Here is a 25,038-nt window from a genome sequence, read left to right as displayed (position 1 = left end):
TCTCGCAAGCATCAGCAGCTAAACCGACAAACGGCCATAGAGCCCATATAAAAAAGGAGTGGAACATGAAAAACAGCATCAAGAACATCATCGCCTTGACAGCAACCGCATTGCTGTCCTGCGTAACGCTGAGTGCAGCCTCGGCCGAGGATGCAAAGCCGTGGCGCCACGGAACCGTCCAGGCCAAGAGCGATGCTGGGATCGTGCTGATGGCCGATCACAAGGGCTTCGCGAAGGACCAGGGCATCGATCTCAATGTCGTGCAGTTCACCGGGGATGCGCTGGCGCTCAAGGCGCTCATCGCGGGTGAACTGGACAGCTATGAAGGCAGCCCTGGCGGCCCGCTGCTGGCCGCCTCCCGCGGCGCCGACATCAAGATCGTCGGCTGCTATTGGCCGGGTCTGACCTACGCGATCTTCTCCAAGCCGAGCCTGAACTCCGCCAAGGACCTGGCCGGAAAGACGCTGGCGATTTCCGGCCCCGGCTCGCTGCCGGATCTGATCACTCGTGCCGTTCTGCAGGCAAACGACCTTGCCTCGTCGTCGGTGAGCTTCACGCAGATGGGTAGCGACGTCGATCGCATGCGCGCTCTGACGACAGGCGTCGTCGATGCCGCAGCCGCCTCGACCGAATTCATCGACTTCGCCAAGGAAAACAACGTCAAGCTGCTCGTCCACGCCCAGGACGTAGCCCCGAACTTCCTGCGCTTCTGCACCTATGTGACCAGCAAGACGCTCGAAACCCGCAAGGATGAGCTCGCGCATTATCTGGCCGCGCAGATGCAAGGCGTTCAATACGCGCTCGATCATCGTGACGAGTCGATCGCGCTGACCAAGACACTGACCAAGGCCGATCCGAACGATACGCGCGCCGCCGATATGTTCGACGAAGTACAGAAATATCATGCGGTTGACAGCACGATGCCTGTCCCCGCCGAAAAGCTTAGCTGGATGCAGGATCTGCTCGTCAAGACCAAGAACCTCAAGACGCCCAATGACCTCACCAAGCTCATCGATACCAGCGCTCGTGATCAGGCGCTGACGCTCGTCAAAAAGTAATAAGGGGATCGAAGATGGGCCAAGTCAGCCTCGTCGATGTGTCCAAGCGTTTCAACTTGCGCATCAACAATGAAATCAAAACGGTAAGGGCCCTATCATCGGTCAATATCGACATCAGGGACGGTGAAATCGCCGTCCTCATCGGACCCAGTGGATGCGGGAAAACGACTGCCTTGCGGATCGCCATGGGACTGGAATCGGCGACGCGCGGCCGCGTGGTCGTTGATGGTCGCGATGTCAACGGCTGCGGCCATGACCGCGGCCTTGTCTTCCAGCATGCAGAACTGCTGCCGTGGCTGAGCGCCCTGCAGAACGTGATGTTCGGCCTGGAAATGAAGGGAATGCGCGGCGCGCAGCTGCAGGAAACCGCGATGCGCTACCTGGATCTGGTCGGGTTGGCAGAGTCAGCCGACCGGCGGCCACACCAATTGTCGGGTGGCATGAAACAGCGCGTTGGCATTGCCCGCGCTCTCGCTATCGATCCGTCTGTTCTCCTGATGGACGAGCCTTTCGGCGCTCTCGACGCCCAGACGCGGGAAGGATTGCAGAGCGAGCTTCTGGAAGTTCACGCACGAACGAACAAGACGATCCTGTTCGTGACCCACGATTTGGACGAGGCCGTGCTTCTGGCGGATCGCGTTATCGTCATGCGCAGCGGCACGGTTCAGGAAGTTATCGACATCAACCTGCCCCGCCCGAGAGGCGACCTCGGGGCCTTGCGCGGTTCGCCGGAATTTGCGGCGGCGCGCTACCGGATCTGGCGCGCGCTCCACGAACTGCCCGATAGCGTGCACTGAAGGTTGAACGATGAAAGGAAACAGCATCATGGCAACACCGGCCTTTCGATCGGAAACGCAGCAAACTGCCGAAGACGATATCGAGCCTGCAAAGCCCCGAGAGATGCCCGGCTGGATGATCACGACGATCTCGCTCGTGGTTATTATCGCCGTCTGGCAGATTTTCGGCCACGATATCAATCCAATCTTCGGATCCTACCCATCCGCAATCGCGATCGCCTTCTGGGGACTTCTTGTTTCCGGAGAGCTGCCGACAGCGCTGATGACGAGCATGCAGGCCTTTGCCGTCGGCTTTGCGCTGTCGATCGTCATTGGCGTGCCGCTTGGTCTCATCATCGGTCGGTCACGCATTCTCGAAAATGCCGTCGGTGTCTACATCACCGCCGGCAACGCGATGCCGCTCGTTGCTTTTGTCCCGCTGCTGATCCTCTGGTTCGGACTGGGCTTCATGGTCAAGGCTGCGATCGTCTTCCTGATGTCGGTCTTCCCGATCTGCATCAACACGTGGCTTGGCGTTCGGGCTGTGCCGAAAACGCTGATTGAAGTCGGCCGTGCCCTGGTGGCTCCGAATTCGGTGATCATCCGCAGGATCGTGCTGCCGGCGACGCTGCCCTACATCATGACGGGCATCAAGCTTGCCGTCGGCCGCGCCGTGGTAGCGATGGTGATCGCCGAATTCTTCACCGCGATCTCGGGTCTCGGCGGCATCATCATCAACTCCGCCAACAATTTCGACACGGCGACAATGTTCGTGCCGATCTTCGTCCTGATGATCCTGGCGACGCTGCTCAACGGCCTCGTGAGCCTCGTCGAGCGCTGGGTGGCGCCGTGGCAATACGAACTGACGGATCGCAATTAAGCGATCCGCTACTTTGATCTCATTCCGATAGACCTGTAACAGAAATTGGAGCAGGACCATGCGTATCGCTGTCCCCGATCTCATTTCCAATTCATATTTTCCCGCCGCCGCGGCGGTCGAACTAGGGTTCCTTCGAGACCTCGGCCTCGATATCAGCCTCGAACTGATTTTTCCGGTGAGCAAAGCGTATGAAGCGCTCCGCGACGGCGAAGTCGACTTCGTTGGCGGATCTGCCCATTCGGCTCTTGCGGCATTTCCCGACTGGAAGGGCTGCAAGCTTCTCTGCGCGCAGGCGCAGGGCATGTACTGGTTTCTTGTCATGCGCGCCGATCTCAACCCCGTGAAAGGTGATCTCAGCATCGTCAAGGGCAAGCGCATCGGTGCGGCCCCCTGGGTCGATATGGGCTTGAAGGAACTGCTGAAGGCTGCCGGCATCGATGAACAGCGCGACGAGGTTACCATTGCGCCGGTACCGGGCGCAGTTGGTGCCGGTGTCAACTTCGGGCTGACTGCGGCAAAAGCGCTGGGAGAAGGCAAGATCGACGGCTTCTGGGCGAACGGCATGGGCACGGAAGTGGCCGTGACACGCGGCGTCGGCAAGGTCGTGCTGGATGTCCGCCGCGGCGACGGACCCGCAGGCTGCTTCGACTACACGTTTTCGTCTATTGCGACCAGCGACCGTCTCATCTCCGAGAAGCCGGAAGCCGCCGCGGCGATGGTAAAGGGCATCGTCGCCACGCAGAAGGCTCTTAGGGCCGACGTCGGACGGGCGGGGACGGCGGGCAAGGCGCTCTTCCCGCCAACCGAGGCGGGTCTCATCACCGAGCTGATCCGCCGTGATCTTCCCTATTACAGCCCACGGATCTCCCAAAAGGCCGTTTCGGGGATGAACCGCTTCACACGCGATCTCGGGCTTCTCAAGAACGACGTCGACTATGACGACATCGTGGCGACCCGGTTCAGCCACTTCTGGAACGCTGCGTAATGCGCGATACGAAAGGAAATGAATCCATGGCAATCAATAAATTACACGACGAATTTCATACGTTGGATATGTCTTCCGGCTGGGAAGTACCACAAGGCTATCCTTCCGGCATCCAGCAGAAAATCATATCCGGCTCATTGGACGAGACGAACAAGAAAGGCAGTCGCACACGCCTGCTGCGTTTCGACGCCGGCACCTTCACGACCAAGCCCTTCGTTCACGATTATTGGGAGGAGGTCTTCCTTGTCTCCGGCGATCTGACTGTCGGTAACGACGAAAACGGGCAGGGCGGCGAAGCCTTCGCGCCCTTTACCTATGCCTGCCGTCCACCGGGCGCATTCCATGGTCCCTTCCTGTCGAAGACCGGCTGCCTGCTTCTCGAAATTCACTATTTCGATCCGGCTTGAGGCGTAGCGCGATGTCCCCCGATGCCACTTTGAGAAGCCTTTCCGAAGATCTGGCGCATGGCAGGACGACGAGTCGCGCGCTCGTCGAAGCCTGCCTCCAGAGGATTGAAGATCCGGCGGGTGAGGGTCGGCGGGCCTTCATCGCGGCCGATCGAGAAACTGCGCTCGCTCAGGCAGATGCAATGGACAGGCTTCGGGCGGTAGGCGCGGAACCCTCCCGGTACGCCGGCATTCCCATATCGATCAAAGACCTGTTCGACGTTAGGGGTCAGGTCACCAAAGCTGGCGCCAAAGTCCTGTCGGAGGCGAAGCCGGCAACGGAGGATGCGCCGGCTGTGGCACGTCTCCGCAGTGCCGGTTTCGTATTGATCGGCCGCGCCAACATGAGCGAGTTCGCTTTTTCCGGCCTGGGTCTCAATCCGCATTTCGATACGCCACGCAACCCTTGGGACAGGAAAACGGGGCGCGTTCCTGGTGGCTCGACTTCCGGTGGCGCCGTGTCGGTCGTCGACGGAATGGCATATGCGACCCTCGGCACGGATACGGGCGGATCATGCCGGATTCCGGCTGCCTTTACCGGCATTGTCGGCTTCAAGCCGACCGCACGGCGCGTGCCGACAGATGGAGCAGTTCCGCTGTCGACCAGTCTCGATTCCGTCGGCCCGCTGGCCCGGAGCGTTGCCTGCTGCGCAGCGTTGGATGCTGTTATCGCCGACAGCTCGCTTGGAAATATTGTGCGCGCATCCATTGAAGGATTACGGCTTGCCGTGCCGAACACGCTGGTCCTCGACCGGATGGACGCGACGGTTTCCGCCGACTTCGATCGCGCTTTGTCCGTTCTATCGAGAGCCGGTGCTAGGATCACGAAGATCGACATCCCCGAATTTGCCGATATCGCCCGCATCAATGCCAAGGGCGGCTTTGCCGCCGCGGAAAGTTTTGCTTGGCATCGCGACTTGTTGAACCGGTATCCGGATCGCTACGATCCGCGCATCAAGATGCGGATTGAGCGCGGCCAGCAGATGTCTGCCGCAGACTACATAGATCTACAGGCTGCCCGCAAAGCCTACATCGCCGGTGTGACCCGAAGGATCCGAGACTTCGATGCCATCCTCTTCCCCACCGTTCCGATAGTCGCTCCGGCGATTTCGGAGCTGAACGACGACCAGTCGTTCACCGACCAGAATCTTCTTGTGCTCAGAAACTCAACGACGATCAATCTGTTGGATGGATGCGCTATCTCAATTCCAATGCACAGACAAGGCGACGCACCCACGGGTCTAACGATTGCAGGCTTGCCAGGACACGACACAGCGGTTTTCAGTCTGAGTTCCGGGATTGAAAACCTGTTGCGATAACCGCGTCGGGAAGTTGCAGCACGTCTGCGCGGATAAATTGGTCGCTCAATCTCAATTTGCGACCCGGCAATTGACCCGCCTTGGAAGATCGGTGGCGCCTACGGCAAGGCGCCAGGCTTAATTCGAAACCGCAAAAAGTTAGAGCTCAAAAGATTGAAGCTATTGGAGGATAAAATGTATAGGTTGATGGTCGCTGATGTGGATTCCCCTTCATATTTCGTCGCGACGGCGGCCGTAAAACTGGGGTTCTTCAAGGCGGAGGGCGTCGATGTAGAATTCGTGCCGGAATATGGCGCTAAAAGCGGGCCAGAGAAACTCAAAGACGGTTCAATCCACTTTTTTGGTGGCCCGGCGTTCGCGGCGACGCGAGCCTTTCCAATGTGGAAAGGCGCCAAGCTCTTATGCGCCCTCGCGCAATATTCCTACTGGTTCATGGGGATCCGCAAGGATATCGACATTCCTCGCGGTGACGTCGCTGCCCTCAAGGGTCTGCGCATAGCATCCTCGTTCAAGTTTCCCCGGACGGCGCTGCGACACATGCTGATGGAGGCGGGCTTGAACCTCGATGACGTGCAGATCGTCGAGAGCCTAGCGTCGGAGTCGGAATGGCATAGCCTCGATGGCGTCAAAGCCATCGAGCAAAACCATGCGGATGCGTTTTGGGGCAATGGCATGCGGCTTGCCCTGGCAGAGAAGGCCGGTCTCGCCAAGTTGCATCTCGATCTGCGACGTGGCGATGGACCGCACGGAGCGCAATACTACAACTTCGCTGCCCTCACGGTAACAGACGCGCTGATCAAGAATGAACCTGAAATTGCCGCTGCCGCCATCCGCGCAATACGGGCGACACAGGAGGCGTTGAAAGCGGACGCATCCCTCGCACGACAGGTGGGTGCCGACCTCCTCTTCCCTAAGGATCAGACCGAACTCATTCCCACCCTTGTGGCCCGGGATAGTCCTTATTACACAGCGGACATCGGGGCGGAGGCAATCGAAGGGCTTAACAGGTTCGCTGGCGCCAATGGGCTGACAGAGCGAAAGCTGGATCCAGACGAGATAGTCGCGACACGATTCAGCGAGCTCTGGACCAGCTGATCTTGAGCATCAGTTCGGGGCGGTCCCACGTTTGTCGTCGTACGCCTCATTGCCCTGCATCGCTTGCAATTCTCGGGGCGGACGATGTGCCGTCTTTTGCGGCGTTGGTGCGCGGATAGTTATGCAGGCGCTATTCAGTCTTTGATGACGGGTCATTTTGTCGCCGGCGTCGTCGCCTTGCACCGCACGGATTTCGGGCGTGCACAGATGAGCATTCGGTTAAGGATGGCGACGCCGATGGCAGCCTCCGTCTGTTGAGCGGGGAATGCCCGGGCCTGCAAACGCCGCCCGATGATGCTCTTATATCTGCCCATCCCCGTTTCAACCAAAGCCCGCTTGCCATAGCCGGTGGAGGCCTGCCATTTCAGCCGGCCGTCGTTTGGATTGATGCGACATGACGATCCCATTGGTTTGGCGATTCTGTGTCTTGCCTTGCGACCGCAGTTGATCGCGGCGGAATGACGACCTTTGCCTCGGCACTGTGGCACAGGACGGCGTCATACGTTGGATCGCCATCATAGGCGCCATCGGCGGTGAGCTGGCCAATCTCATCGTCGATCTGATCGAGCAACGGCTCGACCTGCGAGGCGTCGCCGGTGTCGTGATCTGTGAGCGCATGCGCAATGATCTCGCCACTGCCGGCATCAAGCGCCACATGCAGCTTACGCCAACCACGGCGGGACTTTGCGCTGTGCTTTTCTTCCAACCATTGGCCCGCGCCATAGATCTTCAGCCCGGTGTTATCGACCAGAACATGAAGGGGTCCAACCGCCACAGGTTGACGGCCATTGCCTTGGGCAGGCGGGCTTCCAGGTTCTTGCCCGCCCGCTGAGGGTCGTGTGATCAGGTGCCGGCAGATCCAGGCCCATCAACGTAAGCACCGAGCCCAGCAATCCTTCGCCCTGGCGGAGCGGTAACCGAAACACCATCCCGAGCGTCAAGGTGGTTTCGATGGCGAGATCTGAATAGCGCGGCTGGCCACCGCGTGTCTTGCGTCGTGGCGCAGCCCATCCGGCAAGTGCTTCCGGCGTCAGCCACAGCGTCAGACTGCCGAGACGGCGAAGGCCCGCTTCATACTCCCGCCAGTTCGTCACCCTGAATTTCATCTTGCAGATGCGATGACGGCGGGCGGCGTTGTGCTTATGCGGCATGGTGTGCGGATCAATCACGCTGTTTGCGATTGCGGACCCATAGGCGGAAATCGTTGAAATTTGATCCCTGCACCAATGCTCGCGCCGGATGCTTCTTGTTATCGCCAAGACCTGCTGCGCAAGGATGGCTGGCCCCGCACATCGCGGCGGGGCCAGAGTGTAGCGATCGTCAGCGGGCCGCCCAGTTGGCGCCGCGGCGGAAGATGGTCTTCATCTGCGGCACATCGAATTCCTTGGCCTGGTGGCCGAGCGAGGAATAGAAGACACGGCCCTTGCCATAGTGGCGCTTCCAGACGACGGGCATCACGACGCCATTGATCCAATAGGCATAGTCGCCGGTGAAGGTCGTGGTGGCGAGCACTTCGTTCGAAGGATCGACGTGCATGTAGTACTGCTCCGACGTGTAGGGGAAATCGGTGATTCCCTCCATGAGCGGATCATCGGGCCGGGTGATGTTGACGGTATAGTCGATGATATTGCCGGGATGCGCGACCCACTGGCCGCCGATGATGAACTGGTATTCGACGCTTTCGCGGAAGCTGTCGCCCGCGCCGCCATGGTAGCCGGCAATGCCGACGCCGCTTTCGATCGCCGCGGCAAGGTTTTTCACTTCTTCCTTTTCGATCTTCGACATGGTGACGATCGGCACGATCAGGCTGAGATCATGGATCGACGGATCGGCAAAAGCTTCGGTGCTGTTTTCGAGATAGACCTTGAAGCCGTCTTCTTCCAGCATGTCGCGGATGATATGGGCGCATTCCTGCGGTTCGTGGCCGCTCCAGCCGCCCCAGACGATAAGTGCTTCGCGCATATTGCATTTCTCCTGATTAGCGGCCGATTTTTCCGTCTACGAGGGACTCGGACAAGGGGGCCGGACGTTCTGTCTTGGTGGTGATGGCGACTGTGCGGCCGGTGTCGGACGCGGTCTGGAAGGCTTCCATGACTTCGAGCAAATGCAGCGCCAGGCTGCCGTTGGCGCGATGCGGCCGGTTGGAGCGGATGGCATGGGCAAGGTCGGCGACGCCGAGCGAGCGATAGTTGCCGTCGGCATAGGGTGCCGTCACTTCGCGCTCCTCGAACTGGCCGCCCTTCTTCAGGAACTCGACCGGGCCGGCGAAGCGGTTCGGATCGGGAACGATCAGCGTGCCCTCGGTGCCGTAGACCTCGAGCGGAACATGCTTGTGGCCGGCGACGTCGAAGCTCATGCCGATCTGTACGACCGCGCCGTTGGCAAAGGCCATGACGCCGGCGACGTGGGTCGGCACGTGCACGGGAATGTGTTCGCCATTGCGCGGTTCGCTGGTGATGATGCGTTCCTTGCGCGGCGTTACCGCGAAACCGGCGACCTGCGCGACAGGCCCGAGCAGGTTGACGAGATCGGTGATGTAGTAGGGACCCATGTCGAGCATCGGGCCGCCGCCGACTTCGTAGTAGAAGGCCGGGTTCGGATGCCAGCGTTCATGACCCGGGCACATGAAGGTCGCGGTTCCGCCGACCGGAATGCCGATCTCGCCTTCGTCGATAATGGCTCGAGCCGTCTGATGGCCGCCGCCGAGGAAGGTATCGGGCGCGGCGCCGATGCGCAGACCCTTGGCAGCCGCCGCATCGGCAAGCCTCTTGCCTTCGGCGAAGTTGATGCCGAGCGGCTTTTCCGAATAGGTGTGCTTGCCGGCATCGAGCGCCTGCAGGCCCACCGCGACATGGGCCTTCGGGATCGTCAGGTTGACGATGATCTCGACGGAGGGATCGGCCAGCAGCGACGCGACGTCGACGGCCTTCAGGCCGAATTCGGCGGCCTTGGCTTCTGCCAGCTCGCGGTTCAGGTCCGCAACGCCGCGGATATCGAGAATGGGGAATGAATTCATCGCGTTGAGATAGGCGCCGGAAATGTTTCCGCAACCGATGATGCCAATGCCGACCTTTTCCATAACTTCCTCCAAATGAAGTGTCTTGTTGTGCCTTGGGGATCAGAGCGCCGGAGCAGGCCCGGTGGTTCCCCAAGGTGATTCATAAAGTTCGCGCAGCGCGACGACCGCGGCGCCCTGCGCCCAGGTTTCATCCGTCGACTGGTCGAAGACGAGTTCGGTCACGCCCTTGATCGAGGGCGGGATCGCCACGGAATAAGCCTGCCGCAGGCTGTCGAGAAAGGGTTGGCCAAGCGCAAGGCTGGAGCCGACGAGAATGACTCGTGGCGGCGCAAACAGCGTCACGATATTGGCCAGCGCCATGCCACATGCCTCGCCGGCGCGGATCGCGGCGCTGATCAGGGTGTTGTCTTCGGCGGCGATCAGGGTCTTTGCATGCGCCATGCCGCGACCAAGCCGGATCGCCTCGGCAAAGCGTCCGCCGGTCGGCTGGTCGCCGAGGATGGCGCTTTCGCCGGCCTGGCTCGCGAGCCTGATGGTGCCCTGCGGCCCGATGCCGAGCACGAGGTCGCCGAGATTGTGGCTGAGGCCGCCGGCGCCGCGGAAAAGCTGGCCGGCGTGCAGAACGCCGAGGCCAAGTGTCTGTTCCAGCGACACCAGCACCATGTCGTCGAGGTCCTTGGCCTGTCCGAACCAATGGTGCGCCAGCGTGATGGCGTGAGCGTCGCTCTCGACGATGGTGGCGATTCCGAGGCGCTCCGTCATCTCGGCCGCGAAATTGACGCCGCTTTCGCGGAAGATCGGGCTGGTGCGGACATGGCCGGTGCGGTGTTCGATGACGCCGGGCAGGCCCAGGCAGACCGAATCGATCTCTTCCAGCGACAGGTTGGCATCAACGACGCAACGCCTGACCCCATCCTCGATCAGATCGGCAATGACGCTGATGGGCTGGCGGTCGACGCGCAGCGCCAGCGTCAGTTTCGACAGGACTTCGCCCCGAAAGTCGGCAACGACAAACACCATCCTGTTGGCGGCGATCTTAGCGCCGACGACCCTTGCAGCATCCGGGTTCAGCTCCAGCATGACCCGCGGTCGGCCACGGGCGGCGGCCTCGCGCAGGTCGCCTTCGGTACGGGCAAGGATGAGGCCGTCATCGAGCAACGAAGCCGTGATCGCAGAGACGGTGGTCGTCGACAGTTGCGTGCGTTCGCTGATTTCGACGCGTGCGATCGAACCCGCCCGCCGGATGGTATCCAGCACGTTGAAGCGGTTTATCGCCCGCATAAGTTCGGGATCTGCTGTTTTCATGAAAATCTTTGCCGAGTGGGATCTCCGCCTCGGCGACGGCTTGATATTTTTGACGGGATGCGAATTAAATACTCTATGGTTGCTGCCCGGTGTCAAGCCGTATTGCCGAAATTTTGGGATCGGTGGTTGACTTTTCGGCAAAGCTCCGCTGAATTAATCCGCATAAGGGAAAAATTCTTTGAAGCTCTTATTCCCTTGGGAGGAGAAAATCATGTTTTACGAACGTAGGGCGAAGGCCCTCCGGCGGACGCGTGTTGCCGCCATTGCTGCCGCGACCGGTCTTGCCATGCTCTTGGGCGCCGGCAGCGCCGCGGCGGAAACTGTCGTCAAGTGGCTGCACCTGGAACTCGATCCGAACTATGTCGCCATCTGGCGCAAGATCGCGGATCAGTACGAAGCGCAGCATCCGGACGTGAAGGTCGAGATGCAATTCCTGGCAAACGAAGCCTTCAAGGCAAAGCTGCCGACTTTGTTGCAGTCGAACGACGCGCCGGACTTCTTCTACACCTGGGGCGGCGGCGTGCTGAAGCAGCAGGAAGAGACCGGCACGCTGATGGATCTGACCTCGGCGATGAACGCGAAGGATGGCGCCTGGGTGAAGACCTATAACCCGGCGGCCATCAAAGGCCTGACCTTCGACGACAAGATCAGCGCCGTGCCGTTCAAGCTCGGTACCGTCTCGTTCTTCTACAACAAGGCGCTGTTTGCCAAGGCCGGTGTCGACGCCAGCGCGATCAAGACCTGGGACGACTATCTCGCCGCGGTCAAGAAGATCAAGGATGCGGGTATCGTACCGATCGCCGGCGGCGGCGGCGAGAAGTGGCCGATCCACTTCTACTGGAGTTATCTGGTGATGCGTGACGGCGGCCAGAAGGTCTTCACCGACGCCAAGAACGGCCAGGGCAACGGCTTCAACGATCCGGCGATCATCAAGGCCGGCGAACAGCTCGCCGAACTCGGCAAGCTCGAGCCCTTCCAGCCCGGCTATCTCGGCACCACCTGGCCGCAAGCGCTCGGCGTCTTCGGAGACGGCAAGGCGGCAATGATCCTCGGCTTCGAAAACACCGCAGCCAACCAGCGCACCAATGCCGGCGACGGCAAGGGCCTCGCCGACGACAATATCGGCCGTTTCGCCTTCCCGGCGGTGACCGGCGGCGCCGGCCTTGCAACCGACACGCTGGGCGGTCTCAACGGCTGGGCCGTGACGAAGAAAGCCCCGCCGGAAGCGCTCGACTTCCTCGCCTATCTGACCAACGCCGAGAATGAGCGGACCATGGCGCAGGCCGGCATGATCATCCCGGTCACCATCGGCTCCGAGGATGGCGTGAAGAGCCCGCTAATGCACGCATCGGCCGAGCAACTGGCGCATTCGACCTGGCATCAGAACTTCTTCGACCAGGATCTGGGTCCGTCCGTCGGCCGTGTCGTCAACGACATTTCGGTTGGCATCGTCTCCGGCCAGATGACCCCGAAGGACGGCGCCCAGCAGGTGCAGGACGCATTCGAGCAAGACCAGCTCTAAGAGAGACGGACGCCGGCGGTCCGCCGCTGGCGTCATCGATTTTCTGAATTCCGAGTATCAGGATTGTTCATGACGAACATCACCGCAACCACCGCCCTCGGGCCTACCGCGCAGGCGAAATCGACGACGCGGCGCAAGAGCCCGGCAGCGCGCGGTCGAATGCCCGTGATCCTTCTGTTTTTGCCGCCTGCACTGCTGCTTTTTACCATCTTCGTCATCCTGCCGATGGGAGAGGCCGCCTGGTACAGTCTCTACAAATGGAACGGCTACGGTCCGCCGACGGAGTTCATCGGTCTGCGTAACTTCCAGGTTCTGTTCAAGAACTCGGCGTTCCTGACCGCACTCAAGAACAACGCGCTGATCATCCTGATTTCCATCTGCATTCAGGTGCCGCTTGCCATCTGGCTCGCGACCATGCTCGCAAACCGCATTCGCGGCGTCGTGCTGTTCCGGCTGATCTTCTTTCTGCCGTATGTCCTTGCGGAAGTTGCCGCCGGCCTCATCTGGCGCTTCGTCTACGACGGCGACTATGGCCTGTTTGCCGCGATTTCGCATTTCCTCGGCGTGGAGACGCCTTACGTTCTCGCCGACAAGAACCTTGCGATGTATGCGGTGCTCGCTGTCATCGTGTGGAAATATTTCGGTTTCCATATGATGCTGTTCATCGCCGGCCTGCAGTCGCTCGACAAGAGCGTGCTCGAGGCGGCTGAGATCGACGGCGCCACCGGCTGGCAGAAATTTCGCTATGTCACCCTGCCGCTGCTTGGTTCGACGCTGCGCCTGTCCGTGTTCTTTGCGGTCGTCGGCTCGCTGCAGCTCTTCGATCTGATCATGCCGCTGACCGGCGGCGGACCGTTCAACTCGACGCAGACGATGGTGACCTTCCTCTACAATTTCGGCGTCACCCGCATGCAGGTCGGCCTCGGCAGCGCGGTCGGCGTGGTGCTGTTCGTGATCTGCGTCACCCTCGCTTTCGGCTACAAACGGATATTTATGCGCAATGACTGACATGGCTTCATCCGTTCGCATGCGCACCGGCACGAAAATCTATCTCTACGTGTCGCTGACGATCATCGCCGCCATCGTGCTGATCCCGCTGCTGACGACTGCGCTTGGCGGCTTCAAGTCGCTAGGCGATCTCAGGACCAATCCGTTCGGACTGCCCACCGAGTGGCATTTCGAGAATTATACCGGCATCCTGTTCGGCGACCGCTACTGGCGGCAGATGATGAATTCGCTGATCATCGCGCTGCTGACCATGTTCCTGACGGTATCGGTATCGGCGATGGCGGCTTTCACCTTCGCCCATGTCAAATTTTTCGGATCCAACTTCCTGCTGAACTATTTTCTGATCGGCCTGATGTTCCCGGCGGCAACGGCGATCCTGCCGCTGTTCATCCGCATCCGCGATCTCGGCCTGCTCAATACCTATTGGGGCGTGGTATTGCCGCAGGTGGCCTTCGGGCTCGGCATGAGCATTCTCCTCTTCAGGAATTATTTTCGCAACCTTCCGGAAGAATTGTTCCAGGCGGCCTTCGTCGACGGCTGCGGCTATATCCGGTTCTTCTGGCACATCTCGCTGCCGCTTTCCCGGCCGATCGTCGCCACCGTCAGCATCATTTCCTTCGTCGGCAGCTGGAACAGCTACATCCTGCCGCTGATCATGCTCAATTCGGACTCGATCTACCCCTGGCCGCTTGGCATGATGGTCTATAGCGGCGAGTTCGGCACGGAGTGGGAACTGGTGCTGGCGTTCATTACGCTGACCATCATGCCCACCATCATCGTTTTCTTTCTTGCGCAGAAGCACATCATCGCCGGCCTGACCGCCGGTGCGGTGAAGTCCTGAGCCACAATCGGAGCAAGGCCTATGGCATCCGTCGAACTTCACAATATCCGCAAGGCCTATGGCGCGATGGACGTCATTCACGGCATTTCACTCGCCATCGAGGACGGCGAGTTCATCGCCCTCGTCGGGCCTTCGGGCTGCGGGAAATCGACGCTGCTGCGCATGATCGCCGGGCTCGAGGAGATCACCGACGGCGATGTTTCGATCGGCGGGCAGGTGGTGAACAGCATGACCCCGCGCGAGCGCAATATTGCGATGGTCTTCCAATCCTACGCGCTTTATCCGCACATGACCGTCGCCGAGAACATGGGCTTCAATTTGAAACTGTCGGGCGAAACGAAGCCGGTCATCGAACAGCGGGTGAGCGAGGCGGCGCGCATGCTCGACCTTACCAAGCTGCTCGATCGCAAGCCGGCGCAGCTCTCTGGCGGCCAGCGCCAGCGTGTCGCCATGGGCCGCGCCATCGTGCGCAATCCGGCCGTCTTCCTTTTCGATGAGCCGCTGTCGAATCTCGACGCCAAGCTGCGCGTGCAGATGCGCTCGGAGATCAAGGCGCTGCACCAGAAGGTGCAAACGACCTCAGTCTACGTCACGCATGATCAGATCGAGGCAATGACGCTAGCGGACCGTATCGTGGTTCTGAACCAGGGGCGCATCGAACAGCAGGGCACGCCGATCGAACTCTATCGCCAGCCGGCCAATCTCTTTGTCGCCGGCTTCATCGGTTCGCCGGCGATGAATTTCCTCGATGGCGTGGTGGACGGCGTCGCCGGCGCGCCCGCGGTCCGGCTCAAGGACGGAACAGCGGTGCGCATTGCCGATGCGCGCAAGGTAAAGCCGAGCCAGTCCGTCAAGATCGGGCTTCGGCCGGAGCATCTGAGCCTGTCAGCCAATGGATCGCCTTTGAGCGGCCAGACGCTGCTGGTCGAACCTACGGGCGCGCAGACGTATGTGCTCTTCGAGCTTGCCGGCGAGCAGGTGACCGCCGTCGTCGACGGCGAGGCACCCGTGCGTTATGGCGAACAGCTGAAGGTCGCCGTCAATGCCGAGCAAGTCTACGTTTTCGACAGTGGCAGCGGCCTGGCACTGTAAAAGCCGATTTCAACTCGGATGGCGGCCGACTTGTGGGAACCGAGGTTATCCATCACGACGATGTCACCGGGTTCGAACACCGGTAGGAGTTGCCGCTCGACACAGGCTCGGAAGCACTGACTGTTGATCGGTCCATCGAAGACACAAGGTGCGGCAAGCCGATCGCAGCGCAGCACGCCGAGGAAGGTCAGGGTGCGCCAATGGCCGTGCGGGGCGAAGCTGCGCAGGCGTTTTTCCCCTCGGCCCCCAGCCTCGAAGCGGCGGTGGCTCCCATTTCAGATATGGAACTTAGGCGGTGGACTAGTCTTGAGACCGTCGCAGAAGCAGACGAGCGCCTGTGTAATCACCATTTGTAATGCCCATGAGCGCTATCTGCTGGCGGTTGCAAGGACGAGCCCGCTTTGCCGGGATGGAGGAGATCGGCATCGAGGATCTACGCTCTCAGAAGATCATCTCGTTCAATAGGCAGAACCTCTCCTTCACCGAACGCTACTTCAATGAGAAGTTCGAGGAATATGATCTGACCAAGAACATCGCCTATAGCTGCGATGACACCTACTCCTTGGTCTCGCTCGTCTCGGCCGGGCTTGGCATCGGCTTTGCGCCGGAATGGACACAGGATCTGCCGAACCGGGCTTTTGAGCTGAAGCCGGTCAGGGGTATCGATTTCAGGATCGGGTTAGGCGTTGCCTGGAACAAGGAAGATCCGACCGCCTCGCGTGATGACATTGTCGATATTGCACGATCGCTGGCGAGACCAGGGAGGTGAAGGGAAAATACAGCCGCTACCCGTTCGAGGCGGATTTTCGGCACTACCACGGGAAGTTTCTAGCAGAAAGCAAGCGGTGCTTAAGAGATTCTGGCGACGCGTCTTATCCGCGTTTTGAATGCGGATGTATTATGGCAACGTTCATTTACGGCAGCCATGGAAGCCTGGTCTTAGGTTTGTCGCAAAAATTGAGGCAGCCGCGAAGCCGGCCGATTGTCGCGGCTGCTCAGAAGGCGCCGGCCAGGATGGCAATCATTGCAAGCCGGCGATATCGCCTCCGGTGACTGTATGACGAGACATCTTTTCGCTTCCCGGCGCGAGAGCCGTTCACGGAGGTAGAAGCCGGTCGGTTCACTCTGAGCTCTGATGGGAGGCACCTTTCAAGAGGCTGACAACGGTCGCTCCGCCGAACACCGCGAGGATCACGCGTGTTGCCACGAACATCCTCGCACCCATCAAATCTTCACCGATGCATCCACCGCATCAGAATGGCGCGTAAACCGCCGAGCATCTCAGCCAAGCGGTAGAAGCAATACTTCCGGCGAGCGCCATTTGCGCATGGCCGGAAATCCGAAGACCTCGCCGTCATCGGTGTGATACGTCACGACCCGGCTATAGCCACCGTCGTGGCCCAGCAGTCGGTTTAGCGGCTCCAACCCCGCGAGCGCGTCAGGTTATGTCGTGCTCTTCCTGGCCTCTATGTGTGGCAGGCCCGCTTGTTGATCCACTTCAGAGGAGAGCCTGCAAGAGTCCTTACAAAAGCGATCCTATCAAGGCCAGTTTTCATCGGGGGAAATAGGTCTGACGTAACTCCAGAACGTCTCCGATGCCACACTCAGCTTTTCCCGCGGTCGAAAAAGGCGGATCTCCATTGGGATGCTCCAATGCACGCCGCCGGCCTCAACGAGCGTTCCATTGGCGAGCTCGGTGCGCACCACACTTGCCGGGACCCATGCAACTCCTCTGCCTTCCAGGACCAAACCAAGAAGCAGCGCCAAATGTGAGGTGGCGACAGGGATGAGTTTCGGTTTCAAATTCTCGATGTCGAAAACCGTGCTGAATATTCGCCCCAAACCCGTCTGTTTTTCATAAGCAAGCAGCGGAATCGAGTCTGTCACGCCGGCGTCGAGACGGTAGAGGGGCTTGCCATCCCCATCAGTGGCGACGACCGGCATCAGACGGTCACGCAGAATGGAAATCCATGTGAATTCATCGGCGGGGAGGCGGAATGCCATGCCGTCGTAGTGATGGCAGAGCAGGAATTGAGCTCGGCCATGGAGCATATCGTATTCGCAAGGTTCAAGCCCGCCGGAGGTAAGGTGAATGCTGTCGATCTTGAACTTGCCAGTGATGGTCTTCAGCCATTTTGGAAAGAAGTTCAGCGAAAGAACCTGTGTTGCCGCAAAGCGCAGGGTTGCCTTCGAACTCTGCTCGATCTCCTGGACAACCTGACGAGCCTTGTTGATCCGGTCGAGAATTTCGGTTGCATAATCCAGGAATTGACGACCTGCATCCGTCAGCTCGGCAGGATGCGAGCTGCGGTCGATAAGCGTTGCTCCCGCCCAATCCTCAAGCATCCGGATGCGGCGGCTGAAGGCAGGCTGAGTGACGTTGCGCAGTTCCGCCGCGCGCGAAAAGTTCCCACTTCTGGCAAGTTCCACGAAATCCATCAGCCATGCGGAATCCATCGGGGCAACCACGCGTAATAATTGTATTTGAAATCGGCATTGGTGACGAAATCGTTGAATTGATACTACGGAGTCACGGCTGGAGTGGCAAGGGCGGAGGAAGGTGCAGCACTGCTGACGGGTGAGGGGAGACATGCCGTTACGGGCGTGACGAGGCTCGCAATATCTGTGCCCCTTTCTCGGAGAAGTCAGTCCCAGTTCCTGTCGCCCTAGAAAATTCAAGAGGATAAGATGACGATCAAATCGGCTCGCGTGACCGCATATTCGGCTCCATATGAGGAGCCCATTACCAATGGCCTTTACACCTATACGCATACGGAAATCGTCGTGGTCGAGCTGGAGACCCGTTCGGGGGTGGTTGGCGTCGGATGGACGCATGGCGGCAAAATCGTTTATGAAGCGCTGCGAGAAATCGCAGACGTTGTCGTCGGTCAACCATTGAATACCGAGCGCATCTGGAGCCTGATCTACCGTCCGAAGCTTTTTGGCCGTCGTGGTCTTGAGACTCGCGCGCAAAGCGCAGTCGATATCGCCGTGTGGGACGCAATCGGTAAGGAATGCGGCCGCTCCGTCCACCAGATGCTCGGCGGTTATCGGGACACGGTCCCAGCCTATGTCGCGGGTGGCTACTATGGCAAGGGGAAGGGCCTTGATGGCCTGCAGAAGGAAGTTTCCGAAAAGACCGCCAAGGGTGCCAAGGCGATCAAAATGAAGATCGGCGCCGTGCCTCTGACCGAGGATTTCGCCCGCGTCGACGCCGTCATAGAAGCTGTCGGTCCCGGCGTTTCCGTCCTGACGGACGCCAACAACGCCTACAACCGGCTAGACGCCCTGAAGATGGCACGCTTCTTGGAGGAGCGTGGCTGCTATTGGTTCGAAGAACCGCTTTCGCCGGAAGACAATGCGGGCGCCGCAGACCTCGTGCGCCGCACGGACATTCCGATCGCGCTGGGCGAGAACGAATATACCGTTACCGGCTTTCGCGAACTTATCGTTGCTGGCGCAGCTGATGTGCTCAACGCCGATGCGCAGATTCTCGGCGGCATTACGGAATGGCAGAAATGCGCACATTATGCCGATGCCAATCATATCCCGGTGGCGCCGCACGGTGACCAGGAAATTCACGTCCATCTGGTCGCGGCCGTACCGAATGGGCTCATTGTCGAATATTACGACAATAGCCTCAACCGGCTGAAGGACGCCATGTTCAATCAGCAACTCGAGGTCAATGCCGATGGCTCCATCAGCGCCCCGACGCGCCCGGGCCTTGGCTTCGACCTCAACCATGCTGCGATGGAGAAGTTCAAGATCCACGGCTGAAGAATGCCGGCGCTTCGGACCTGTCCGGAGCTCCGGAACACGCTTGTTCCAAGGAGGAGGAAATAATTGTTCAAGATGAAGACATGGATGGCCGCCGCGGCTTTCGCCGCGCTTGGCACGCTTTCGACGGGCGCCTATGCCCAGGACGGTAAGCCCGGCGACGAACTGGTTGTCTATACCGGCACAGGCATTCCAACGGACTTCGCCGATGCCCTCGTTGAGCCATTCTCCAAGCACATGCAGGAGAAATACGGCGTTCCGGTACATGTGCGCACTGTGCCCGGGGCGATCCCGACAGTCTGGGCCCAGCTTCAGACGGAATGGCCAAATCCGAGCGGCGACGTCTACTGGCTCTACAACCAGAACATCCGGGCAGGTATCGATCTCGGCTACTGGATGCCTCTCCAGGACAAGTTCACTGCAGAGGAGTGGGCAAGTTTTGATCAGGGAGCGATGAAAACCCTCAATACCAAGGGCTATTCGGCGCCAATCGAAATCTCCGCATGGGTTTTGGTCGTCCAAAACAGTCTCGCCGAGGGTGCGGTCAGCTCTATGGACGATCTGGGAAAAGAGGAGTTCGCCCATCGTATCACATTCGATTCCGCTCTTTCGGTTGGTTCGGGCTACAATGCGATCGCCGCGGCGGCCACCATTCGCGGCGACGACTGGCACGCATGGTTCCAGAATGGCCAGTTTAATGAAGAGGCCGCTCGGCCGGCTTTCGAACTGGTCGCTACGTGGGCCAAGAACGCGCTGACGCTTACTCAGGGATCGGGTTCGATCCGTCCGCTCCTGCGCCGCGATGAATCGTTGATCTCGGCATGGTGGTGGCACAATGCCGTAGAAGAGCTCAAGGCCGGCACGCCGGTGCATATCGTTGAGCCCAAGGAGGGCGTGGTCGCGTTGGTACAGTCCGGCCCGGTGATTGCGTCGAAAACGAAGAATCCGATCGGCGCCGTCGAATGGGCAAAGTTCGTGCATTCAGCCGAAGCAAACGAGATCGCCCAGAAGGTCGGCTACCTTAACAAGCTGCCGCGCGCCGGCGAATCGGCATCACCTCAATGGCAGGATTTCGCCAGCAAGGCGAAGATGCTCTGGGTCGACGATTTTCGCGATGCCATGCTCGATCCCGCCTACAACGAAAAAGTACTCGATCTCTACAATCGGGTCGTGATCCAAGGGCAATAACCCTCTCACCTGCGGGAATCCTATGACAGTCCTTCGTCCTCTCACGGAAGAAGCGCGTTCGCCGATGCTTTCGTTACCACCGGAAGCATCGGCAGACGATGACGGCTACAACATCTTGCGCCGGCGCATTCGCCGCGAAAAGGTCTTCTTCCGACTTTGCACACTGCCCGCCATCTTCGTGACCAGCCTGGTCGCGCTCGTTCCACTCGGGCTATTGTTCGTCAACAGTCTGAGGAACCAGCGAAGCGGCGCGTTTTCGCTCGAATATTATATCGCCTCGTTCGGCAGTGCGTTCTTCATGCGCACGCTTGCGACCACGATCCTTATGGCTTTCGGGGTTGCGGTCATCTCCATCCTGCTTGCACTGCCCATGGCCTATATGCTTGCGCGTAAAACGCTATTGCGCAACTTCATCATGCCGATCATCACCATCCCCCGCATGTTGCCCTTCGTGGTCATCGGTTATGCAATGATCCTGCTCCTTGCGCCGATGACTGGGGTCGTCAACAAGATCCTGCTTTCGCTTGGCATCCTGTCGCAGCCCGCCTTCATTCTCTTCGACTGGCCGGGACAGGCGATCGCCTTTACCTATAGCGGCGTCGTGGTTGCGACCGCGGTATTGACGGGCGTCCTGATGTCGGTCGATCCTCAGCTTGAGGATGCCGCCGTCAGCATGGGGGCGACGCGCCTGCGCACCTTCTTCGTCATCACCGTTCCGCTCGCCATTCCGGGCATCATAGCGGCGAGTGCTCTGATCTTCACATCGGTCGTAACATCCTATGCCATTCCCGTCATGCTGAACGGGCGCGTTCCATACATGGTTTCCCTCCTCGTTTCGGCCAATCTGCTGACGCTTCAGCAGCCGCATCTGGCTTACGCGCAAGCGGTCATCGTTTCCGTGCTGGCGATTGGCGTCACGGCTCTGTCGCAACTCATCCTCATGCGCTACGGGCGGCAAGGAGGTGAGCGATGAGCGCCGATATCGAAAAAGCCACGACAACCCGCCGCTGGACGTTCAGCGGCTTCTTCGGCAAAGGCTTGCTGACCATTTATGTCGGCCTCATGCTGATCTGGCTGCTCTTTCCGATCGTACTCGTTCTTCTTGCCTCCTTTCAAGGCAAGCTCGAGGTTTCCCTGTCGCTGACCGATGTTTCTCTCGAAGCCTACAAGGCCATTCCCTCTGCCTATTGGGAGGCCTTCTGGTTCACTGTGCGCATCGCCTTTACCGCGACGATCGTCGCGCTTCTCGTGGCCGTACCGGCAGCCTGGGCCATGAACCGCGGAAGGCTCTCCGGCAGTCGCCTGATGAGCAATCTCGTGCTCATTCCCGATGTGGTGCCACAGCTCATCCTCGGCATCGCCTTGCTGACAGTGTTTATTCCGCTGCACCTTTCCAACAGCTTTTCCGGCGTGCTGCTTGCACTCGTTGCGCTCAGTCTGTCGACCGGCCTGCGCTTCACGGAGGCCCTGCTTGCGGGCTTGCCGGAAGAATACGAGCAGGCAGCCCATACGCTTGGCGCAGGGCGGTTAGCGACCTTTCGCATCGTCACGCTGCCATTGATTGCGCCCGGCATCGCCATCGCGTCCCTGTTCATCTTCATGCAGAATCTCGTGACCTTCGAGCTTCTGTTCTTCATCGCCGGTCCCAACGCGACTCCAATCTCGATTAGGCTGTTCAGCGATATCGTGGATCGCGGCGTGGTTCCCTATGCCATCGCCATGGCCGGAATTCTCGTCTACGTCGCGATCGCTTTCTACACGATGGTCGCGGTCGTCTTAGGCCCCAAATATATGGCGGGCTCCGTCATGAGCCGTAAAGGTTGAACATCATGAATTCGCAAGATCACAGCCATTCGCAACCCGTGCATATCAGTCGCATCCGCAAGTCGTTCGGCGCCGTCAACGTGCTCCGCGATTTCTCCCTCGATATTGCCGCGGGTGAATTCGTCACCTTCCTTGGGCCGAGCGGTTGTGGAAAATCGACGACGCTGAAGATCCTGTCGGGACTCCTGCCGCAGGATGCGGGCGAAATCCGCTTCGGGAACAGGCGCATCGACCTGCTGCCGGCGAACAAGCGCAATATCGGGCTCGTCTTCCAGAATTACGCACTCTTTCCCCATATGACGGTCGCCGAGAACGTCGCATTCGGTTTGCGCATGCGCAGCTGGAGCAATGCAGACAAAAAAAACCGGGTCGACGAGCTCCTCGCTCTCGTTCGCCTCGAAAAGCTTGCCGACCGGCGCCCGGAACAACTGAGTGGTGGTCAGCAACAGCGTGTCGCTGTCGCCCGTGCCCTTGCGTTCAAGCCTGATCTCGTCCTGCTTGATGAACCGCTGTCAAACCTGGACGCCAAGCTGCGCGAGCAGGTGCGCATCGACCTTCGGGATATCCAGCGCGAGGCTGGGCAGACGACCGTGTTCGTGACGCACGACCAAGTCGAAGCACTGGTCATGAGTGATCGGATCGTGCTGATGAACGCTGGCCAGATCGATCAGGTCGGCACGCCTGTCGATCTTTATACAACACCCGCAACGGAATTCAGTGCGCGTTTCGTTGGCGCCAACAACCTCCTGAAGGCCACGATCACTGGCATCGACAGCGATCCGCACGCGCATGTGGAAAGAGCCGGATTGTCGATCTGGTTGACGACCGTGTCTCCGTTAGTCACTGGACCGGATATCTGGTGCTGCGTTCGCCCTGAGCATGTCGCAATTCGACCGCCTGCGGAGACAGGGCCGCAAAAGGGTATTCTAGCCCGGGTGACCGACAAGATTTACCAGGGAACGACAATACTACTGGACATCGAAATCCCCGGCGTGGAACGGATGCGGGCTGAGCGGCCGACATCCGAGGCGAATCGTATTGATATCGGCGAGACAGTGAGCGTCTATTTCGAGCAGGCACACGCAGTGTCCCGTGTACCTTGAGACCGGATCCCCGGTCGCGAGCACCCGTCCCGCCTCATGCACAAGGCAAATCCTTCAGAAAAAACCTGCAGCATGTGGAACCTCGGTCTTTGTGTCCCTGGGTCCGAATGCCAGAAGACAAAGTCACAGGCATAGCCCAAAGGTGTTATACACCGACGATTTGCTAACGATGCACAATTGGCCTGGCCCTGCAAGGCTTACAGAGGGCTCATTGCAAGGCAAGGGGGGCGCGACCGTCTGGAAGACGGCGTTACCCAATGCCTCAACATCCTGACGTTTGGATGTTCCCTACAGCTAGCGTACGTCATGAAGGATGCTGAAGATGCATCGAAAGCCCCTCAGGTCGTCAGCGCAAGGCATGCCGAACAGCCATGCAAAGAATAGCCACGTGATGAAAAGCCAAATCAGTAGCCCCAGCGCAATGAAGATGACGATGCGTAGACACCCCGGGCCATTGGTCCTTCTAGGATAGCGATCAGGCTCGCTCATTGAATTATGATATCCCCGCGACGCCGCGCCGGCGTGTAAACTATCGATCGTGACCGCGCGGCTCATGAAAAGCGCCTCATCGCTAGTGGCCGGGTCTGAAGCACTGCCGCGCGGCCATTCCAATAACGAGCTCAATTCCCCAGCGTTCCTGCGCGGTAACGTACAAAAAGGCCCCCGCCGAAGCTGGGCAGCTTCCGCCAAAAAAGGCATGCCAAAACAGAGCCAATTAGCCTACAGCATGATGGAACAACGCGGCGCCTAAAGCACCAGCAGATATCTGACGGGCCGCGCCACGCCGTCCAAGATATGAAGCGCTTAAAATTTCATCGGTCCGGTCCGGTAGCGTACTGCACGCCGGGAGACGACGGATGATGTCTTTAAGTGTCCCCCGAGAGGAGGATGTCAGCCGGATTGTCTCGGCTTCGGCCGGCCTGAGCGCTGCCGGAAAGGTCACTATCGTATCCAGCCCAGATTCTCTGGCAGCGGCAATGAAACCGGCTCGTGCCACCTCGTGCGTCGACTAGGCGCGTCGGTTCTCTTTAGCCCGAACAGCGGTGCCGATGGGCAGCGCGATAGTGTCAATGAGTGCGTGCGTTGAGGGACCTTTGGTGGCAATTGCTACCTGATAAGTGCACTCCTTGTCTTCCATCCGATAAGATTGCACATACGGCAGCCATCATCCGTTCGACGGCCCGAACCGTATCTCGGGGATCAATGGCTGCCAATGGCTCAGGGCGGAAGCGTCCTCGTCGCCACAGCCCTGGATCGACGCTCCCGGAGCATGTCGTCAAGCTTCGGTGTCTTCGCCGCTTTCAGCACTTTCGCCATTGAATATTTTGGTCAGAGCGATGCAGTTCGGGTCTTTGACATCGAACAGTTCGGCCGGAGACGCCCAGCCGGTCGCGACGCTGATGGCGGTTCCGGTCGCCCAAACCGGCTCTTCTCCCGCCCGCTGCAGCAGGCGAGGTCCGTGGGTCGCGACGCACTGCTGAGATTGCTGCAGTGTCTGGACAGGGAGGTTGGCGCTGTCGATGCGCTCGCCGATTTCCGCGTGGAGAGGGTCGATGACGAACAGAGCGAATAGCCAGGCGGCAATTTCGGAGATCAAGGTGGTCTTCCCTTGGCGTCGACGCAAATGTCGAAAATGATCCGACATCGCGAAAGTGCCGATGCTTTCGCCAGTGGGGCCCGGACCAGCGGGTCGCCAGTTCATTTGGGGATCACATGTCAGGTTTCAAGTGCCGGCGGCCGAGGAAGGCCTAGCGACAAACAAGGCCGGCACGGTAGGTCCGGCCCCCATATCGAGGTCCA

The 25,038-nt window shown here is 59.5% G+C and carries 21 protein-coding genes and 3 pseudogenes; 17 read left to right on the top strand and 7 right to left on the bottom strand.

Annotation, left to right across the window (positions count from 1 at the left end; translation table 11 throughout):
- Positions 1-65 precede the first annotated feature (65 nt).
- The 7 genes from ACPYOJ_RS20400 to ACPYOJ_RS20370 all read left to right on the top strand — a co-directional run bounded on the left by ACPYOJ_RS20400 (position 66) and on the right by ACPYOJ_RS20370 (position 6,559).
- Positions 66-1,058: an ABC transporter substrate-binding protein gene (locus ACPYOJ_RS20400; RefSeq protein WP_481417870.1), complete on the top strand. Its 993-nt coding sequence runs from the start codon at positions 66-68 to the stop codon at positions 1,056-1,058.
- 14 nt (positions 1,059-1,072) lie between these two features.
- Complete coding sequence (locus ACPYOJ_RS20395) at positions 1,073-1,855, top strand: ABC transporter ATP-binding protein (protein ID WP_168832870.1); 783 nt, start codon at positions 1,073-1,075, stop codon at positions 1,853-1,855.
- A gap of 28 nt (positions 1,856-1,883) precedes the next feature.
- Positions 1,884-2,714 (top strand): ABC transporter permease, encoded by an 831-nt coding sequence (locus ACPYOJ_RS20390; RefSeq protein ID WP_481417869.1) that lies wholly within the window; start codon positions 1,884-1,886, stop codon positions 2,712-2,714.
- A 58-nt stretch (positions 2,715-2,772) separates the two neighbouring features.
- Complete coding sequence (locus ACPYOJ_RS20385) at positions 2,773-3,699, top strand: ABC transporter substrate-binding protein (protein ID WP_481417868.1); 927 nt, start codon at positions 2,773-2,775, stop codon at positions 3,697-3,699.
- 26 nt (positions 3,700-3,725) lie between these two features.
- Positions 3,726-4,106 carry a cupin gene (locus tag ACPYOJ_RS20380; RefSeq protein WP_168832867.1) on the top strand — a complete coding sequence of 127 codons (381 nt, stop codon included), beginning with the start codon at positions 3,726-3,728 and terminating at the stop codon, positions 4,104-4,106.
- Positions 4,107-4,117: 11 nt separating this feature from the next.
- On the top strand, positions 4,118-5,464 hold the full coding sequence (locus ACPYOJ_RS20375; protein ID WP_481417867.1) for an amidase: 1,347 nt from the start codon (positions 4,118-4,120) through the stop codon (positions 5,462-5,464).
- 174 nt (positions 5,465-5,638) lie between these two features.
- Positions 5,639-6,559, top strand: coding sequence for an ABC transporter substrate-binding protein (locus ACPYOJ_RS20370; RefSeq protein ID WP_481417866.1), 921 nt, complete (start codon positions 5,639-5,641; stop codon positions 6,557-6,559).
- Between the two features lie 152 nt (positions 6,560-6,711).
- On the opposite strand, the pseudogene ACPYOJ_RS20365 reads toward ACPYOJ_RS20370, so the two are convergent.
- The 4 genes and pseudogenes from ACPYOJ_RS20365 to ACPYOJ_RS20350 form a co-directional block, all read right to left on the bottom strand.
- Positions 6,712-7,710, bottom strand: a pseudogene (locus ACPYOJ_RS20365) (IS5 family transposase).
- 169 nt (positions 7,711-7,879) lie between these two features.
- Positions 7,880-8,521: a ThuA domain-containing protein gene (locus ACPYOJ_RS20360; RefSeq protein ID WP_481417865.1), complete on the bottom strand. Its 642-nt coding sequence runs from the start codon at positions 8,519-8,521 to the stop codon at positions 7,880-7,882.
- Positions 8,522-8,537: 16 nt separating this feature from the next.
- Complete coding sequence (locus ACPYOJ_RS20355) at positions 8,538-9,638, bottom strand: Gfo/Idh/MocA family protein (protein ID WP_481417864.1); 1,101 nt, start codon at positions 9,636-9,638, stop codon at positions 8,538-8,540.
- Positions 9,639-9,677: 39 nt separating this feature from the next.
- Complete coding sequence (locus ACPYOJ_RS20350) at positions 9,678-10,883, bottom strand: ROK family protein (protein WP_481417863.1); 1,206 nt, start codon at positions 10,881-10,883, stop codon at positions 9,678-9,680.
- Positions 10,884-11,094: 211 nt separating this feature from the next.
- On the opposite strand from ACPYOJ_RS20350, the gene ACPYOJ_RS20345 reads away from it, so the two are divergent.
- From ACPYOJ_RS20345 to ACPYOJ_RS20330, 4 genes are all read left to right on the top strand, one after another.
- Positions 11,095-12,405 carry an ABC transporter substrate-binding protein gene (locus tag ACPYOJ_RS20345; protein WP_481417862.1) on the top strand — a complete coding sequence of 437 codons (1,311 nt, stop codon included), beginning with the start codon at positions 11,095-11,097 and terminating at the stop codon, positions 12,403-12,405.
- Positions 12,406-12,474: 69 nt separating this feature from the next.
- The gene (locus ACPYOJ_RS20340; protein WP_168832915.1) at positions 12,475-13,413 is read left to right on the top strand and encodes a carbohydrate ABC transporter permease; all 939 of its coding nucleotides are present in this window, start codon (positions 12,475-12,477) and stop codon (positions 13,411-13,413) included.
- The gene (locus tag ACPYOJ_RS20335; RefSeq protein WP_481417861.1) at positions 13,406-14,254 is read left to right on the top strand and encodes a carbohydrate ABC transporter permease; all 849 of its coding nucleotides are present in this window, start codon (positions 13,406-13,408) and stop codon (positions 14,252-14,254) included. Before ACPYOJ_RS20340 ends, ACPYOJ_RS20335 begins: the two co-directional genes overlap by 8 nt.
- Before the next feature lie 21 nt (positions 14,255-14,275).
- Positions 14,276-15,346, top strand: coding sequence for an ABC transporter ATP-binding protein (locus ACPYOJ_RS20330; protein ID WP_481417860.1), 1,071 nt, complete (start codon positions 14,276-14,278; stop codon positions 15,344-15,346).
- Here ACPYOJ_RS20330 and ACPYOJ_RS20325 read toward each other — a convergent pair.
- Positions 15,334-15,628: pseudogene (locus tag ACPYOJ_RS20325) on the bottom strand (transposase); the annotation flags it as partial. The gene ACPYOJ_RS20330 and the pseudogene ACPYOJ_RS20325 overlap by 13 nt on opposite strands.
- A gap of 75 nt (positions 15,629-15,703) precedes the next feature.
- Between ACPYOJ_RS20325 and ACPYOJ_RS20320 the strand changes: the two are divergent.
- Positions 15,704-16,115, top strand: a pseudogene (locus ACPYOJ_RS20320) (LysR substrate-binding domain-containing protein); the annotation flags it as partial.
- 770 nt (positions 16,116-16,885) lie between these two features.
- Here the strand turns inward: ACPYOJ_RS20320 and ACPYOJ_RS20315 are convergent.
- Positions 16,886-17,785: a LysR family transcriptional regulator gene (locus tag ACPYOJ_RS20315; protein WP_481417859.1), complete on the bottom strand. Its 900-nt coding sequence runs from the start codon at positions 17,783-17,785 to the stop codon at positions 16,886-16,888.
- Positions 17,786-18,034: 249 nt separating this feature from the next.
- Between ACPYOJ_RS20315 and ACPYOJ_RS20310 the strand changes: the two genes are divergently transcribed.
- The 5 genes from ACPYOJ_RS20310 to ACPYOJ_RS20290 all read left to right on the top strand — a co-directional run bounded on the left by ACPYOJ_RS20310 (position 18,035) and on the right by ACPYOJ_RS20290 (position 23,238).
- Positions 18,035-19,123 carry a mandelate racemase/muconate lactonizing enzyme family protein gene (locus ACPYOJ_RS20310; protein WP_481417858.1) on the top strand — a complete coding sequence of 363 codons (1,089 nt, stop codon included), beginning with the start codon at positions 18,035-18,037 and terminating at the stop codon, positions 19,121-19,123.
- A 75-nt stretch (positions 19,124-19,198) separates the two neighbouring features.
- Positions 19,199-20,311 carry an ABC transporter substrate-binding protein gene (locus ACPYOJ_RS20305; RefSeq protein WP_481417882.1) on the top strand — a complete coding sequence of 371 codons (1,113 nt, stop codon included), beginning with the start codon at positions 19,199-19,201 and terminating at the stop codon, positions 20,309-20,311.
- Positions 20,312-20,333: 22 nt separating this feature from the next.
- A complete protein-coding gene (locus ACPYOJ_RS20300; protein WP_481417857.1) occupies positions 20,334-21,284 on the top strand; it encodes an ABC transporter permease in 951 nt (316 codons plus the stop codon).
- Entirely contained in the window at positions 21,281-22,135 is an 855-nt protein-coding gene (locus ACPYOJ_RS20295; protein ID WP_481417856.1) for an ABC transporter permease, read from the top strand. The genes ACPYOJ_RS20300 and ACPYOJ_RS20295 overlap by 4 nt, the downstream gene beginning before the upstream one ends.
- Positions 22,136-22,140: 5 nt before the next feature.
- Positions 22,141-23,238 (top strand): ABC transporter ATP-binding protein, encoded by a 1,098-nt coding sequence (locus tag ACPYOJ_RS20290; RefSeq protein ID WP_481417855.1) that lies wholly within the window; start codon positions 22,141-22,143, stop codon positions 23,236-23,238.
- A gap of 1,276 nt (positions 23,239-24,514) precedes the next feature.
- On the opposite strand, the gene ACPYOJ_RS20285 is transcribed toward ACPYOJ_RS20290, so the two are convergent.
- Positions 24,515-24,835 carry a hypothetical protein gene (locus ACPYOJ_RS20285; RefSeq protein ID WP_481417854.1) on the bottom strand — a complete coding sequence of 107 codons (321 nt, stop codon included), beginning with the start codon at positions 24,833-24,835 and terminating at the stop codon, positions 24,515-24,517.
- Positions 24,836-25,038: the final 203 nt, after the last annotated feature.

Source organism: Rhizobium sp. SVR5-9E (assembly GCF_056755095.1).
Note: the sequence above shows the minus strand (reverse complement) of the source record. Positions and strands in the feature narration are given on the sequence as shown.